Source organism: Mycetocola zhadangensis, from assembly GCF_003668565.1.
GTDB lineage: Bacteria > Actinomycetota > Actinomycetes > Actinomycetales > Microbacteriaceae > Mycetocola_A > Mycetocola_A zhadangensis.
Genome location: NZ_RCWJ01000001.1, coordinates 577,313 through 592,177, shown reverse-complemented (window position 1 = coordinate 592,177; position 14,865 = coordinate 577,313). Strand labels below are relative to the sequence as shown.

At 64.0% G+C, this 14,865-nt stretch carries 11 protein-coding genes; 2 read left to right on the top strand and 9 right to left on the bottom strand.

Translation table 11 applies throughout. From position 1 onward, the window contains the following. Positions 1–5 precede the first annotated feature (5 nt). Positions 6–1,445, top strand: coding sequence for a DUF2252 domain-containing protein (locus D9V28_RS02855; protein ID WP_229727702.1), 1,440 nt, complete (start codon positions 6–8; stop codon positions 1,443–1,445). A gap of 342 nt (positions 1,446–1,787) precedes the next feature. On the opposite strand, the gene D9V28_RS02850 is transcribed toward D9V28_RS02855, so the two are convergent. Both D9V28_RS02850 and D9V28_RS02845 read right to left on the bottom strand, forming a co-directional pair. After that, positions 1,788–2,444, bottom strand: coding sequence for a response regulator (locus tag D9V28_RS02850; protein ID WP_121658176.1), 657 nt, complete (start codon positions 2,442–2,444; stop codon positions 1,788–1,790). Beyond that, positions 2,441–4,114: a sensor histidine kinase gene (locus D9V28_RS02845; protein WP_183086408.1), complete on the bottom strand. Its 1,674-nt coding sequence runs from the start codon at positions 4,112–4,114 to the stop codon at positions 2,441–2,443. The genes D9V28_RS02850 and D9V28_RS02845 overlap by 4 nt, the downstream gene beginning before the upstream one ends. A gap of 219 nt (positions 4,115–4,333) precedes the next feature. On the opposite strand from D9V28_RS02845, the gene D9V28_RS02840 reads away from it, so the two are divergent. Further along, a complete protein-coding gene (locus tag D9V28_RS02840; RefSeq protein WP_229727757.1) occupies positions 4,334–5,815 on the top strand; it encodes a CitMHS family transporter in 1,482 nt (493 codons plus the stop codon). Between the two features lie 378 nt (positions 5,816–6,193). Here the strand turns inward: D9V28_RS02840 and D9V28_RS02835 are convergent, their stop codons facing one another. The 7 genes from D9V28_RS02835 to D9V28_RS02805 form a co-directional block, all read right to left on the bottom strand. Further along, on the bottom strand, positions 6,194–7,675 hold the full coding sequence (locus D9V28_RS02835) for an alpha-amylase family glycosyl hydrolase (RefSeq protein WP_371869994.1): 1,482 nt from the start codon (positions 7,673–7,675) through the stop codon (positions 6,194–6,196). Between the two features lie 212 nt (positions 7,676–7,887). Next, complete coding sequence (locus tag D9V28_RS02830; protein ID WP_121658173.1) at positions 7,888–9,189, bottom strand: glycoside hydrolase family 36 protein; 1,302 nt, start codon at positions 9,187–9,189, stop codon at positions 7,888–7,890. Continuing rightward, complete coding sequence (locus D9V28_RS02825; protein ID WP_121658172.1) at positions 9,186–10,280, bottom strand: Gfo/Idh/MocA family protein; 1,095 nt, start codon at positions 10,278–10,280, stop codon at positions 9,186–9,188. The genes D9V28_RS02830 and D9V28_RS02825 overlap by 4 nt, the downstream gene beginning before the upstream one ends. Further along, a complete protein-coding gene (locus D9V28_RS02820) occupies positions 10,277–11,335 on the bottom strand; it encodes a zinc-dependent alcohol dehydrogenase (protein WP_121658171.1) in 1,059 nt (352 codons plus the stop codon). The genes D9V28_RS02825 and D9V28_RS02820 overlap by 4 nt, the downstream gene beginning before the upstream one ends. A gap of 51 nt (positions 11,336–11,386) precedes the next feature. Then, positions 11,387–12,307 carry a carbohydrate ABC transporter permease gene (locus D9V28_RS02815; protein ID WP_121658170.1) on the bottom strand — a complete coding sequence of 307 codons (921 nt, stop codon included), beginning with the start codon at positions 12,305–12,307 and terminating at the stop codon, positions 11,387–11,389. Next, on the bottom strand, positions 12,304–13,341 hold the full coding sequence (locus D9V28_RS02810) for a carbohydrate ABC transporter permease (RefSeq protein WP_121658169.1): 1,038 nt from the start codon (positions 13,339–13,341) through the stop codon (positions 12,304–12,306). Before D9V28_RS02810 ends, D9V28_RS02815 begins: the two co-directional genes overlap by 4 nt. Then, complete coding sequence (locus tag D9V28_RS02805) at positions 13,338–14,735, bottom strand: ABC transporter substrate-binding protein (protein WP_121658168.1); 1,398 nt, start codon at positions 14,733–14,735, stop codon at positions 13,338–13,340. Before D9V28_RS02805 ends, D9V28_RS02810 begins: the two co-directional genes overlap by 4 nt. Positions 14,736–14,865: the final 130 nt, after the last annotated feature.

The following is a 14,865-nucleotide window of genomic DNA, read 5'->3' as shown; positions in this document are numbered from 1 at the left end:
AACAAGTGAGCGATCTCACCGCCACACCGCTGGATGCCCACGCCGGATCTGCTGGATTCCGCGAGCGCCGTGCGAACGGACGCGCGGCGCGGGAACGCTCACCCAGATCGAGCCACGGGAGTTGGGAGCCTTCCGCACAGCGCGTCGATCCGATCTCCCTGTTGGAAGAGCAGGCAAGCGCCCGGATACCTGAACTCATTCCCGTCCGCCACGCACGCATGATGGTCTCGCCCTTCACCTTCTACCGCGGTGCAGCCCTCCTGATGGCAGCCGACCTGGCCACTGCACCGACGAGCGGGCTCACCGTCCAACTGTGCGGCGACGCGCACCTGTCGAACTTTGGACTGTTCGGAACTCCGGAGCGCCGACTCACGTTCGACATCAACGACTTCGATGAAACCCTTCCGGGTCCATTCGAGTGGGACGTGAAGCGACTCGTCTCCAGCATCGAGGTAGCTGGCCGACACCGCGGTTTCACTGACGACGAGCGGCGCGCAATGCTCCTGGCCGCCACGCGGGGATACCGAAAGCACATGCTCGACTTGGCCGCGGCATCCGCCATAGATGCTTGGTACAACACCTTCGACGTGGAGCAGGCGCAATCGTGGTTGCGCGATGAACGCAAAGCATCGCGTGCAGGGAAGAGGCAGGTAGAAGGCTTCGACACGGTCGTGGCAAAAGCGCGCACCAGGGACCGGATGAAGGCGTTCTCCAAGCTCGTCGCCAGGGTGGACGGGAAACTGCGGATCATCGCTGACCCGCCACTCATCGTGCCGGTCGAAGACGTCGTCGGCGACGAGCGAAGTGCGGAGGAAACTGAGGCGTTAATGCGTTTGCTGCTCGCGCAATACCAGACCACACTTCTCACAGAGCGCCATCCCCTGTCGGAATACACGTACGTGCACATGGCGCGGAAGGTGGTCGGCGTCGGAAGCGTCGGCACCCGGGCATGGATTCTCCTTCTGACCGGACGCGACGACGCCGATCCGTTATTGCTGCAGGCGAAGGAGGCACAGGCATCCGTTCTGGAACGTTTTCTCCCGCCCAGCCGCTACACCAGCCACGGCGAGCGGGTGGTGCGCGGTCAACGTTTGATGCAGGCTGCAAGCGACACTTTCCTCGGGTGGCAGAGCGCCACTGGGGACGGCGGCGTGAAGCGCGACTTCTACCTGCGTCAGCTTCACGACTGGAAGGGGTCCATCGATCCCGAGGTCATGGTGCCTAAAGGTGCGATGCTCTATGCGCGGATGTGTGGCGAGACTCTCGCACGCGCGCACGCACGGTCGGGCGACCGCGTTGAAATCGCGGCCTACCTGGGCAGGTCAGCCGCATTCGACGAGGCGATCGCGGACTTCGCCGAAAGATACGCCGATCAGAACGATGCCGACTATCGCTCCTTCGTTGACGCCATCCATTCGGGGCGCCTCAAGGCTGCCGAGGTCTGACCAAAAGCAGGATCGCGATGGATGTGGCGCGGACATTCCCGCCCGCCAGAGCAACAACTCAGTCTCTCTACGACCAACCTCGGACGAGCGATGGTCCCTGAAACACCGATTCCAATAACCCGCCCTGCGGTGAGGGCAGGTAAGCCGCCTTGGGGCCAGTAAGCCATGCTGTCTCGCTGGGTTTCATCGCCTTGGTGCCGACTCCTAACTCGGACTCAACGGTCAACTCACCACTCTTGACCTGCGCCTGTAGGGGCGGGGATCCGCCGGATGAGTCGCGAACGGAAAACGCCGTGAGAAAGCACCCGGCGGTGCCCCGCGCGAGAGGACTGAACGCGTTGGTCAGCCTCGGACGCTGTATCGGTGTTCGGGACGGCCCGTCGATCCGTAGCGGAGGGTCACTTCCACGTCACCGCGGGTTGCCAAGACGGCGAGGTGCCTCTGCGCCGTCGCCCGAGACAGACCGGCGCGGCCGGCAATCGCGCTCGCGGACGTTTCACCGTCCTGCAGCAAGTCGATAATCAGCTTCTCGGTTGTGGAACGTGACACGGATGCCACTCCACCAACCCGACCGTGCATCACCCGCTGAGCCTTTTCGATAGCCGCCTGGTCGAGCTGGCGGTCTTCCGGAGCAAGGTTGCGGAACCGGCGGTATGCCTCCAGCTGGTCGCTCAGCCGTGTGGGTTCAAACGGTTTGATGAGGTAGTCCAACGCGCCTGCGCGGAGCGCACGGCGGACGGTCGCACCATCTGACGCCGCACTGATCACAATCGCGTCAACGTCGATCTCGGCGACGAAGGCGATCCCGTCGCCGTCGGGAAGATAGACGTCGCAGATGACGAGATCAGGCTGTAAATCGCGCACCGCCGCGCGCGCGGCGCGCACTCCTCGAACAGGCTCGAGGGCGGTGTAGCCGGGGCGCGCAGCCACGATATCTCGATGGAGTCCGCCGACGTGGAAGTCGTCGTCGACAATGAGCACGGAAATTGTTTCGGTCATCGGTCTTCTCCTCGTTCTGGATGGGCCGGCGGCCGCATGACCCCGGGCAGACGGGCGCAGAACACGGCACCGCTTCCTTCGCGGCCACCAGCGTCGGCCAGCCACACCTCGCCGCCGAGACGCGCCGCGACGTCGCGGACGAGCGGCAAACCAATGCCCCGCCCATGCACAGCGTCCGGGTCCAGCTCTTTTCGCCGCATCTCACCGAACACCTGGGCACCGTCGGGCACACCCTGCCCGGAGTCGGACACGGTCATACCGAGTGTGTCGCCGTCGTCGAGCAGTTCCACGTCAACCCAACGCGGCTGCTTCCCGTAGACGGCCGCTCTGACTGCGTTGTCGACGAGGTTGGCGAGCACCGTGGCCACCTCTTCGGGCGCAGAGACGACTCCGCGCACCAGCGAGTCCGAACCCACCGTCAGCAGCACGCCACGCTCACCGGCCTGCGCGGACTTGGCTTCCACCAGTGACAAAAGAAATGGCTCGGTCAGATGCCCACCGGCTGCCGGAATATCAGCGGAGCGTGACGCATCCAGCACGTCGTCGAGATAGTCTCGTGCGTCGGGCACGCGGCCCGCGTCCATCAGCCCGGCCGCGACATGCAGGCGGTTCGCAAACTCGTGGCGCTGCACCCGAAGCGCGTCGGTCATCGACGCAACGGATTCCAGGCGATCCGTGAGGGTCACGACGTCGGTACGGTCGCGAATCACCGCGATCATGCCGAGGTCCCGATTCGGGCGGGACACCGGGTGGGTATCGATGAAAACGACATGGTCGGCGAGCACGACTGGTTCATCCGCGTCCGATCCCCGTCGCCCCCTGGACGGGCTCTTCGGCTCACCGGCCAGTGCCGCGATCACCGGACCAGGCAGCGCGAGGTCGTGGATGCGGCGCCCAACCAGGTCGGAAATGCCGAGCAATCGCGCGGCCGTCGTGTTGGCGACGGTCACCACGCCGTCCGGTCCCCAGGCGAGCACCCCATCGCCTACCCCGTCGAGCACCGCTGCCTGATTCTGTATCAGGGCGGACATCTCCTCGGGCTGAAGGCCGAGGGTGAGGCGCTCGAGGCGGCGCCTGAGGACGATCGAGACCACCGCGCCGAGGGCAAGGGCAGCTGTGGCGGCCAGCGCAACGCCCCCAAGGAGGAGGGGAAGCTCTTTGAAGACACTGCTCGGGGCGAACCCGACGCTCACCTCGCCCACCGGCTCATCGGTATCGGGGTCGCGGACAGGAACCTTGGCGCGAGCAGACTCGCCGAGAGTGCCCGATTCCCACGACACCGTCTCACGTCCGGCCAGCGCCTCGGCAAATCCTGTGCTCACCTCCGCCCCGAGCATTTGCGGGTCGGGGTGTGCGAGGCGTATCCCGTGATCGTCCGTGATCACGATGAACAGCGCGCCGGTGTTGGCCTCGGCCGCCGCCGCGAGAACGGAGAGCGGTCCTCCACGAAGACTCGCATTCGACGGCGTACCGATGTCAGCAGAAGCTCGGGCGACGCCGGCGCGCGCATCGGAGTCGGCGGCGACCGTGCGTGCGATCGACAGTGCTGAAGTTTCGGCCTCAGCCCGTAACTGTTGAACGCCGATAGAGACGAAGACGCCGGTGCAGATCGCGACGATGCCGGTAACGCATGCGAGCTGCCACAGGAGCATCTGCGTCGAGAACCGCATCTCTGCCTCCGATCGACGCATGAGCAAAATGCGCACAACTAACGATACGCGCAATACGTGCAAGAAAGCGCGATACGGGTTGCCGCCCCTTCGGTCTGCCTAAGCTTCACATCCATCGTCATACGCCTCGGCAGCGACCCCCGAGCGGGACTTCCTGACCTGGCCGCACCTCTAAACAAAGACAAAGGAGTCGATGTGCTCGTCGTTCTCGGATTCACCATGATCCTCACCTTCATGGTGCTCATCATGACCAGACGGCTCACGCCGATGGTCGCTCTTATCCTCGTTCCCACGATCTTTGGCCTCTTCGCCGGCGCCGGTCTGGGTCTCGGCGACATGATCATCGAGTCGATCGGTGATCTGGCTCCAACAGCGGCGCTGCTCATGTTCGCGATCATGTTCTTCGGCATCATGATCGACGTCGGGCTGTTCGATCCCCTCATCCGTTCCATCACCCGCTTCCTGGGCAACGACCCGGCGAAGGTCGTTCTGGGCACGGCGATCCTGGCCGGCGCGGTGTCACTAGACGGCGACGGTTCGACGACGTTCATCATCACGACGTCCGCGATGCTGCCGATTTACCTGCGTCTGGGAATGAGCCCAGTCGTGCTCACCTGTGTTGCGGGCCTTATGAACGGCACACTCAACATCGTGCCGTGGGGCGGCCCCACCGTTCGGGCCGCTTCGGCGCTGGGCGTTTCTCCGACCGACATCTTCGTACCGATGCTGCCCTCACTCGCGACGGGCCTCATCATTGCGCTGGCGTTCGCCTGGTTCCTGGGTCTGGCCGAGCGCAAGCGCATCGGCTCGCTCGAGTATTCGCCGGCTGCACTGGCGGACGCCACACCGACAGCGTCGCCGGGTTTCTGGCGCGGGCTCTTCGGCGGCAACCGAGTCGTGCGCGGCACAGACGTCAGGCCCGGAGCAGCGGCAACGCTTTCCACAACCGGCATCGTGACTGTGCGCCCGGGGCAGCGCCTTCCGGCAGGGCCCATAGCCCTGGCCGAGCAGAAGTTGCTCGAGGTCGACGACCACGACACGATGATGGCCGACACAATGCTGAGCGCGGATCGGCCGACACTGCGGCCCAAGCTGATCTGGGTGAACTTCGGGCTGACCGTGGCGGTTATGGTGCTGCTCGTGCTCGATGTCATGCCGCTGGCTTACATCTTCATGGTCGGCACGGGCGTGGCCCTCATGGTCAACTTCCCCAAGCTCCGCAGCCAAGCAGACGAGATAGTCGCTCACGCCCCGAGCATCGTCGGCGTCGTTTCCATGGTGCTCGCCGCGGGCGTCCTGGTCGGTGTGCTGAACGGTACTGGGATGGTTACGGCCATGGCCGACTGGGTTGTGAACGTCGTGCCGGCGTCGATGGGTGAATACCTGGCTGTCATCACCGGAGTGCTCTCTATTCCGATGACCTTCTTCATGTCAAACGACGCGTTTTACTTCGGTATTCTTCCTGTGCTGGCCGAGAGTGCGGCGACCTACGGCATCGACCCGGTGGAGATGGCCCGCGCGTCGATCATCGGTCAGCCCGTCCACCTGCAAAGCCCTCTGGTACCAGCCATTCTTCTGCTCGTCTCTCTCGCAGGCGTCAACCTCGGCGACCACCACAAGAAGGTGCTCTGGCGAGCATGCGTGGTCTCTTTAGTGATGCTGCTTGTCGGCGTGCTTGTCGGCGCCGTCCCGTTTGGCTAAGCGCAGATCAAATCCACAGGTGCTCGTACTGGAGGCGGCGCGGAGGAATGTGGATGGGCATCCTCACCACGCGCGGCGATCTCCTGCGCGAGCACTGTCGAGGAAGCCGACCCCGGATGAATCGACCCTGAGCTCCCGATCAGTCGGTCTTCGACCGTTGTCTATACCCTCCTCCTCGAAGGCCCGTCGGCACCCCGCAACGCGTTCAGCGACATCCGGCGGCCCAACGACGAGAGGGCGCCGTCGCCCGCGTTCGAGGAGATGCTGGCCACGGCGCAACCGCCCTCAACGTTTCCACCCCCCTCAGCGGGAAGGACGGGCACTCGCGTGATGTCATCGATGGCCAGCGGCAGGGCGCTTAGGGGTCGACCGCTCGCGCTACTGCGGTATCAGCCAGACGTATCCGAACGGTTTCAGCTCGATACCGTTCGACGAACGGCCCGAGATCACGTCCGTTCCCGCCAATGACGGCAACGAGACGGTCTCATCGCTGACATTGATAGCGGCGATCACCTCATTCGGCGTTCCCGCTGCACGGCGGACGACGAAGACCCGGGGGTCAAGAACTTCGATTTGTTGATCGGCGAAGGGTGAGAACGCGGGCAACTCTCGACGCAGCTCAAGCAAGGTTCTCAGTCCTTCGAGCATCCCCGATCGACGCGGCGACGACTCGAGTTCTTTCGCGAGCCGGTCGGCGTCGAGCACTTCGCGGTTGATCCGCCGTGAGATGTCGCTCGCCTCCATACCGGCACGATCCTGGCCCGAGCCAAGGAGCGAGTGGTAGTAGATCGCGGGAACGCCGATGAGTGACAAGAGAATGGCATGCGCCGCCAGTCCCCGAACGACAGCAGCTGCATCCGGGTCCTCATCGTTCGGGTCCACCAATGCGTCCAGAAAATTGGTGTTGAGCTCGTACACGTCCTCCGTACCATCCGGATGCCGGGCCATCGACACCCGCCCCCCGCGGGCGACCGTACGCTCGACCAGGAGAGCACGGTCCTCGTCGGTCAAGAGGCCTCGGGTGGGACGAATTCCGATTCCGTCGTGACTCGCGAGGAAATTGAACCAGGTGGCAGTGTCGCTCACCGGGCCGATCGTGCTTGCCCAGTCCGAGAGCGCCGTGGCGCTGCCGGTCACGAATGCGTGCAGCACCAGCGGAGGCAGCGCGAATTGGTAAACCATGTGTGCCTCGTCCGACCCGTTGCCGAAGTACGTGATGTTATCCGCGTGCGGAACATTCGTCTCGGTCAAGAGCAGCGTTCCAGGCGCGAGTTCATCGACGAGGATCCGCCACAGTCGAATGATGGCATGGGTTTGTCGCAGGTGGATGCCGGTGCTGCCGGACTCTTTCCACAGGAAGCCAATGGCGTCGAGGCGCACCGTGGTTGCGCCGCGCGACAAGTATCCGAGCAGAACGTCGGTAAGCTCCAGGAGCACTGCTGGAGTCCTCGGGTCGACATCCACCTGGTCAGGTCCGAACGTCGTCCATGCCCGGGCGACCGTCCCGTCTGGGCGCTCGTACTCGTGGACGAGCGGTGCCATCCGGGGGCGCACGACACGGGAGATGTCGAAGTCATGACCGGGCTCGAGGAAGTAGCCGGCGTACCGCGGATCGCCTGCGAGCCATCCTTGGAACCATGGGCTCGAGGTGGAAAGGTGGTTGGCAACGAAGTCGAGCGCCAGCGCATGGTCTGCGCGGAGGTCCGCAATGTCGTCCCACGAGCCGAGCTCCGGGTTGACCTCCCGGTGGTCTACGACCCCGAACCCGTCGTCTGAGGTCCACGGGTAGATCGGGAGCAGATGGACGTCGGTGACGGCATCCCGGACGTGATCCCTGAGGACCGATGCGAGCGTATGCAGTGGTGTCTCACCCTCTCGCCGGAACGCATCGCCATAGGTGATGAGGTAGGCAGAACCCTCGTCGGGGCGTTCCCTGTCCGCAGGGCCCAGCTCCGGAGCCCAGCGATGTGCGAGATCGAGGAGTGCATCGAGCACCTCGTCGGCGCGCCCCGCGTAAAGCTCAGCGACGAGCGGGCTGAGCCGGCTCCTCAAGTGGTCGAAGTCGACATGAGTCATCGCGTTGGCTCCTTCAGCAGTTGGCGGACCAGATCCAGCCCGTGATCGTCAAGTTCGGAGATCCGGTCCGAGAAGCCGCGCAAACCCGGCGCAGCAAGGACAATGTCGGCCCACTCGTCGCGGAGCGCGAAGGAGGGGCGGGCGACGAGACAATCGGGGTCGGTCGTCCATAGGCGTCCGTGTTGCCAAGCCCGGGCCTCAAGCGACATCCGCCCTCGAAGCCCCTGGGAGCCGTCCTCGCCACCCTCGTGAAATGTGTCCGGTGAGACACGCATGGCGTCGACCAAACCGACACTGGGAAGCATCGGAGCACCGCAACCCAAGAGGTAGGCGTCCTCACCCATGATTTCGCGCACGAGTGCGAGCCCGGAACGGTATGCGGCTATTGCCGTGACGTCTTCCTTGTACCGGCGCGCAGGTACGGCGCCGGAGTACAGGAAATCGAGTTTGAGGTAGTCGACCCCGAGGTCTCGCAGACCGGAAAACACCTCCGTGAGGTACGTACGCACGTCAGGGTGCGTGAGGTCCAGGCCGACGAGGTCATCGCCCCAGTTGTAGCCTGCGGGCCCGGTCAGCCAATTTGGATGCCGCTGCGCGAGGTCCGAGTGCGAGCCAACCGAGAACGGCGCCAACCAGACGCCCGCCCGTCGCCCGCTGTCGCGGATCGTCGCGACGGAGTCGGCGAGCGACCCGAACCGGGGGCTTGGCTTTGTCCACTCCCCCGTGCCGAGGCTCCACCCATCGTCGATCTGGACGACGTCGACCGGCAGCCTCCGGTCATCGATGGCCTGCAGATTCTCGAGGACGTCCGCCGCAGTGACGTCCTCGAAGTAGCGGTACCACGTGCACCACACTTGAGGCGCAGATGTCTCGATGCGGGCTCCGTTCGCCCTGCCGAAGCGGTCTCCGAAGCTCGTGAGCGCCGGGTGCGGGTTCTCGACTTTAGCCGGGGATGCATCCGGTACTGTCCATTGCTCGACTGGTTTGTCGGTTTCCACGATGACGCGATCACCGCGCCACACGGCACGGATTGATGGCACGTCGACCGAGGCGTCCAGCGTGCCGTAGACGCGTGCCGCCGCACCATCTCCCGGGTCGACGACGAGGAGGCCTTCTCCCTGCACTCCTTGCTCGAGCAGGGTGGTTCCCGGGCGAAACCGCATGAGGTGCTGCCACCCCTCGGCGGGACGCTGGAGCGCGTCGCTTTGCCGATACCAGGTCGTGGGGCTCCAGCTTTGCCATCCCTCGGTGTAGACCGCAGCCGCCGCAGCGACCGGTATCTCGTCGATGATGTTCATGCGGCGTTCCTCCGGACGGTTGCGGGGGTGAGATCAAGGTCGACGGGGTGCACAGGTGAACCGTTTGCCTGGGCGGAGGCTGTCGCGGCGAGGCCGATTCGTACGGATGCGGCTACGTGAGCTGCAGAGTTCTCCGGTTCGCGGTCGTCCTCGATGGCACTGAGGAGTTCGCCCATCGCGCCAGCGAAACCGTCGGTGAACCACTGGCCCTCTAGAGCGAAGCGGGTGCGAGTCTCGCCGCGGTCGAGTTCGACGAAGTCGCTGCCCAGCAGCACGCTGCCTCGGATGGTTCCCTCGGTGCCGTGGATCCAAAAGGGGCAACCGCCGGCATTGGTCTGAGCGTTTCCGACGATGCGGAGTGAGGCGCTGGCGCCCGTTGAGAGTGACAATTGCAGGGCCGCATGCCATGGGTTGCGAGCCGCTTCAGGTTGACCGGGAACGCGCGAGTCCTGTGCCGTCACCGACGTCACCTGAGAGCCTTCGAGCCAGCAACGGGTGATGTCGATCCAGTGCACGAGGTAGTCCGACAGGAGCATGTGGGGCATCTCATCGAACGCAGTGCCGGCGAGTGGCGGCAACGGTTTGTCGTGCAGATGCGTCACTCCGACGACGTCTCCGATGCGGCCGTCGCGGATGAGCAAGGTGGCAAGCCGCCAGGCAGGCGCCCATCGAGCGTTCTGGTTCACTGCAACGCGCAGACCGCGCTCGCGAGCGACACCGAGAATGTCGAACAACCGGGGAAGCTCCGCCTCTTCGATGCTCAGCGGCTTCTGTGCAAGGACATGCTTGCCATTGACGACAGCGGCCTCGATGAGGTCGAGTCGCCCGGTCGGCCCGGTGGCGAGGTCCACGACCTCGATCTCAGGATCTCTGAGGAGTTCCGTCACCGTGTCGTAGACAGTTTCGACTCCGAAGCGGGTCGCCAGTTCCTGCGCGGGTCCCGGTGTCCGCGAAGCGACGGCGGTGACCCGGATCCCCCAGGCGGCGTACGCGGGGAGGTGTGCGCTCCCAGCGATCGCCCCTGCGCCGATGAGGCCGACGCGCAGCCGGGAAGCAGGAACCTGCGGCCGGTAGTCGGGCAGTTCGATCATCGTGTGTTCTCCGGCGCGGCGTCGAAGCGAAGGATTGCTTGCAGGATCGCGGAGTCACCCGCGTCCAGGCGCGTGAAGATGTCGGAGACGTCAACGGCATCCACGACGTCGCTGATCAGCTCACCTGCGTCAATCGCTCCGGAGAGCATGAGCTCCATGACCGTGCGAACCAGCCGCGGTTGGTCCCATTTGCCCCCAAGGCCAACTGGCACGCCGGAAATCTGGCTCGCGACGAGGCGCACGCGATTGTGGTGGAACTCTTCCCCGAGGCGCAGGTTGGACGCGCCGCCTTGATAGAAGCCGGATGCGGCGACCAGGCCCTCGACAACGACAGACCGTACGGCCTCGTGTAACGCCCGGTCTATACCTGACAGCTCGATGGCGCTGTCCGCCCCTCCACCGGTCGCTTCCCGGATGTATGCACCCGCGCCGCCCTCGCGGAGAGCATCGACTGTATCGACCGCACCGAACGCCGCGGCCTTCTCGAGCCGCCCCTTGACGGCGTCGACAGCGAGCACGCGAGCCCCGGACAATGTTGCAAGCCGGGTGGCGAGCAGACCGATGACCCCTTGACCAAAGATCGCGACACGCTCACCCAGCCGAACGTCGGCCGCGAGAACGGCGTTGAGCGCGATCGAGGCGACACGCGCGAAGGTGCCGAGGATTGGGTCGGCACCAGGAGGCATCCGTCGCCAGTCGAGTGCACCTGCCGGCAGCACGGCTTCGCTGCGGTGTCCCCAGATTCCGTGCACGATGTCGCCGACTCCCAGCGTCGAGACGTCGCCTGCGACCTCCACAACCTGCCCGACCTCCGAGTAACCCCAGCCTTGCACCGGGTATACGAAGCTCGGCTGGCCGGGAACGAACAGCCGCCGCTCGCTGTCCCACGTCGCGTTGAGGTACGGGTTTGTTCCCCGGTATGCGGTGAGCTCAGTGCCCGCGGAGATGCCCGAGTACCACGTGGCAACCCGTACCGTGCCTGGGACGAGTGTCGCGGCATCGATCTCGACGAGTTCAACGTTGCCGGGCTCGGTGAACTGAACGATTTGAGGCACGGAGGTGCACTCCTTCCGTTTTGCGAAGGTTGTGTTGCGAAACCGAAAGGATCAGCCCTTTTCGGCACCAGCCGTGAGCCCGCCAACGAGGAGACGCTCCGAAGCGAAGAAAAGAACGATGATGGGCAAAGTGATGATGACGGAGCCAGCCATGAGTACCGTCGTCGGGACCTCGATGCTTCCCGAGAGCTGCGAGAGGCCGAGTGAGACGGTCCACGAGTCGCGCTTCTCCACGAGGAAGAGCAGAGCGAAGAGGAACTCGTTCCAGGCAATCATGAAGATGAACAAGCCGTTGGAGACGACAGCAGGCATGGCAAGTGGAAGACTGATCTTCCACATCGTTTGCAGGCGCCCACAGCCGTCGATCGCGGCGGCCTCCTCGAGCGAGACCGGAACCGTCGCGAAATAGTTCCGCAGAGTGTAGATCGAGACAGCCGCGACCTGCGAGACATACACGATGATCAGCGCGACCAGCGATCCGCGCAGTCCGACCTGCGTGAAGAAGACGAAGAGCGGCACGGCGAGCAGGATGGCAGGGAAGAAATACACCGCAAGGAAGAGGCCGGACACCTGGCGACGACCGAAGAACTGCAGGCGGCTCACCGCGTAGGCGCCTGGAATTGTGACGAGCAGCGTGAGCAACACGGTGCTGAGCGCCACAAGCAGCGAATTACGCATGAAGATGATGAAGCCTTGACCGCCCTCCGAAACGGGAGTCAGCACATCGACGTACGTGGATAGATTGAATTCGTCGAGCGAAATCCACAGCGCCCCGGGGTTCTGGAGCAGCGAGTCCAGCGACCGAAAGCTCAGCAGCGCCATGTAGTAGAACGGGAACAAGGCGACGATCATCAGCAGGACGATTACGATTGGCTTCAAAACCCTGAAAAGGCGATTCTCGAAGCGGTCGCGGTTGAAGCCCCGGCGCTCGGGACGAGAAAGTGCCGTCTTGTCGAGACCTGTGGCGGTCATGCCTGTTCCTCCTGTCGTCCGAAGAGTCTGAGGTAAACGGTGACGAGAATCGCGAGGATTGCCGCGAGTACGAGCGCCTGCGCCGCAGCAGCTCCGATATCACCTCGTGCTGTCATGTAGTCGAAGACGCGTACGGCAACCACTTGGGTTCCCGCTCCCCCGCCAGTCAGTAGATAGATGTCGTCGAAATTGTTGAACGTCCAGATGAAGCGCAGCACGGTCAGGACAGCAATGGTCGGGACGAGCTGTGGCCACAGGATGTGCGCGAATCGTTGGCTCGGCGTTGCCCCGTCGATTCGGGCCGCCTCGTCCAGCGATTCAGGCACCGCCTGGAGTCGGGCAGTCAGAAAGAGGAAGGCGAACGGGAACGATCGCCACGCCTCGAAGCAGATCACCGTGACGAGGGCGATGGGCACCTGGATCTCGAGTCCGAAGAGGGACACAGGTAACCACCGCTGAGAGAGAAAGGCGACCGGCTCTGACCATCCCAGTACAGTCTGACCAAACCAGTTCACCAGGCCGTACTGCGGGTTGAGGAGCGTCGACCAGACGAAAGTGGCTGCGACGACGGGAGCGACGTAGGGAAGGAGGAGCGACGCGCGGATGATTCCGCGCCCACGGAAAGGCTTGCGCAGGGCGAGCGCGGCGATGAGCCCAATGCCGATGGCGAGACCGGTACCGAATACGGAGTAGACGATCGTGGTCCACAGTGCTTGCAGGAAGCCTGGCGAGGTGAGCACCTCGATGAAGTTTTCGAACGTGTACGAGCCGAACAGGCCGGTCTCACGGATGTTTATGAGTCGGACTTTCTGGAACGCAAGTGCGATGGCCCAGACGATGGGAACGACGACCGCGATCAGGATGATGGCAAGGGTCGGTGCGATCAGCAGCAAACCAGCGCGCCGTTCCTCACGGTTGCGCCGCGAGCGGCCGCGACGAGCGCCAGGCGCCGCGCCTGCCCTGAGATCAGGCCCGTCATTCGGGATGATGGGGGGCCGACCTGAAAGGTCAGCCCCTCCTGATAGCTGAGTCACTGGAGCGACTCCTGGACGGCGCGGGCCGTCTCGGCCGCCGTGGTCGCCGCCTGCTCGGCTTCGGCGCCCTGAGTGACTTCATTGACAGCGTTGGCGACGGGCTGCTCGCCCTGAAGTGCTCCCAGTAGGTCTCCCTGGCCCTGGGGGATGCCCCACCGTGCAATGTTCGCCGGGCCGGCGGCAACAGCATCGAGCACCTCGGCCGAGTAGAAGTCCGAAAGAGGAGCCTTCGTGTCGACTCCGGCAGGGAGCGTGGCCCACACATCGGAGTAGCGCGTGGGTTCATCCGGCGTTCCGAAGCGAGCCGGCACCTTGCCCTCCGGTGCAATTGCGATCCAGTCTTCGTAGCCGTCGCTCATCATGAACTTGATGAACTCCTGCGAGCCCGTCGCATTCGCGCCGTCAGTGATGGTCCACGACGTGATCTCGCCAAACTGCGCAGGTTCGTCCGAGTCAGGCCCCGCAATCGAGGTGACGACGCCGGTGTTCTCGGCGAGGAACGCCGGGTTTTCGGCGCACTCCGGGCACGTGGGTTTGGCGTCGTTGCGCAGGCCTGCCATCTCGTCCAGGACGAAGCTCGACCAAATGAACATTGCGGCCTGGCCACCGAAGTACGTGGCACGAGTCGTATCGACGTCCTGGGCACCAGGAACCGAGTAGTTCGAGATGAGGTCGCCGTAGAAGTCAAAGGATTCGACGCACTGCTCGGAGTCGAGTGTGATCTCGGCATCCTCGTCAACGAGCTGGCAGTCATTTCCCAGAGCGATCTGCTCGAACGTCTGCTCGGTGAACGCGTCACCTGGCGCGGTCGCGCCAACGAAACCGGCAAGGTCAGAAGAGTTCAGCGCCTCTGCCGCCTCGAGGATCTTGTCATACGAGTCCGGCGCGTCGAGGCCAGCAGCCTCGAAGAGGTCGGTGCGGTACAGGAGCATCTGAAGCCACGACTCACTGGGAACAGCGAGCTGTGCGTCGCCGTCGGCGGTGAGCTCGAGTGCCTTGTCGGAGAACGTCGACGGGTCGAGGTCCTCGACGACGGCTGAAACGGCCTCGGTGTCGATGAGTTCGCTCGCCGAGAGGGTACGCACCTGTGGGAGGGAGATGCCGCCGATGACATCGGGGAGGTCGCCTGCTGCGGCCGACGACGTGATGAGCTGGGCGAACTGGTCCTCGGCAACCGATACAACTTCCACGTCGATGCCTGACTTCTCTTCGAAGTCCGCGACGATAGCCTCCGTGGCCTCGACGCGGTCGGGCAGATCTTCCTGAACCCAGAATGTAATGCCTTGTTCCTCAGACGTCTCACCGTTCTCAGGCTCCGATGTACAGCCGGCGAGTGTGACCGCTGCTACCGCGGACACTGCCATCATTGTCACTGCTATGGATCGACTCTTCATCGCGCGCCTCCTTGAGCATGATGTACCGCAGGGTAATGCCAGCCGCAGTCGAACGACCGATACGTATAAAAGTTAGGTTCGTTTTGTCTAACTGTCAAGCATAATAAGAACAAAGAGATAGGGGGGGCCG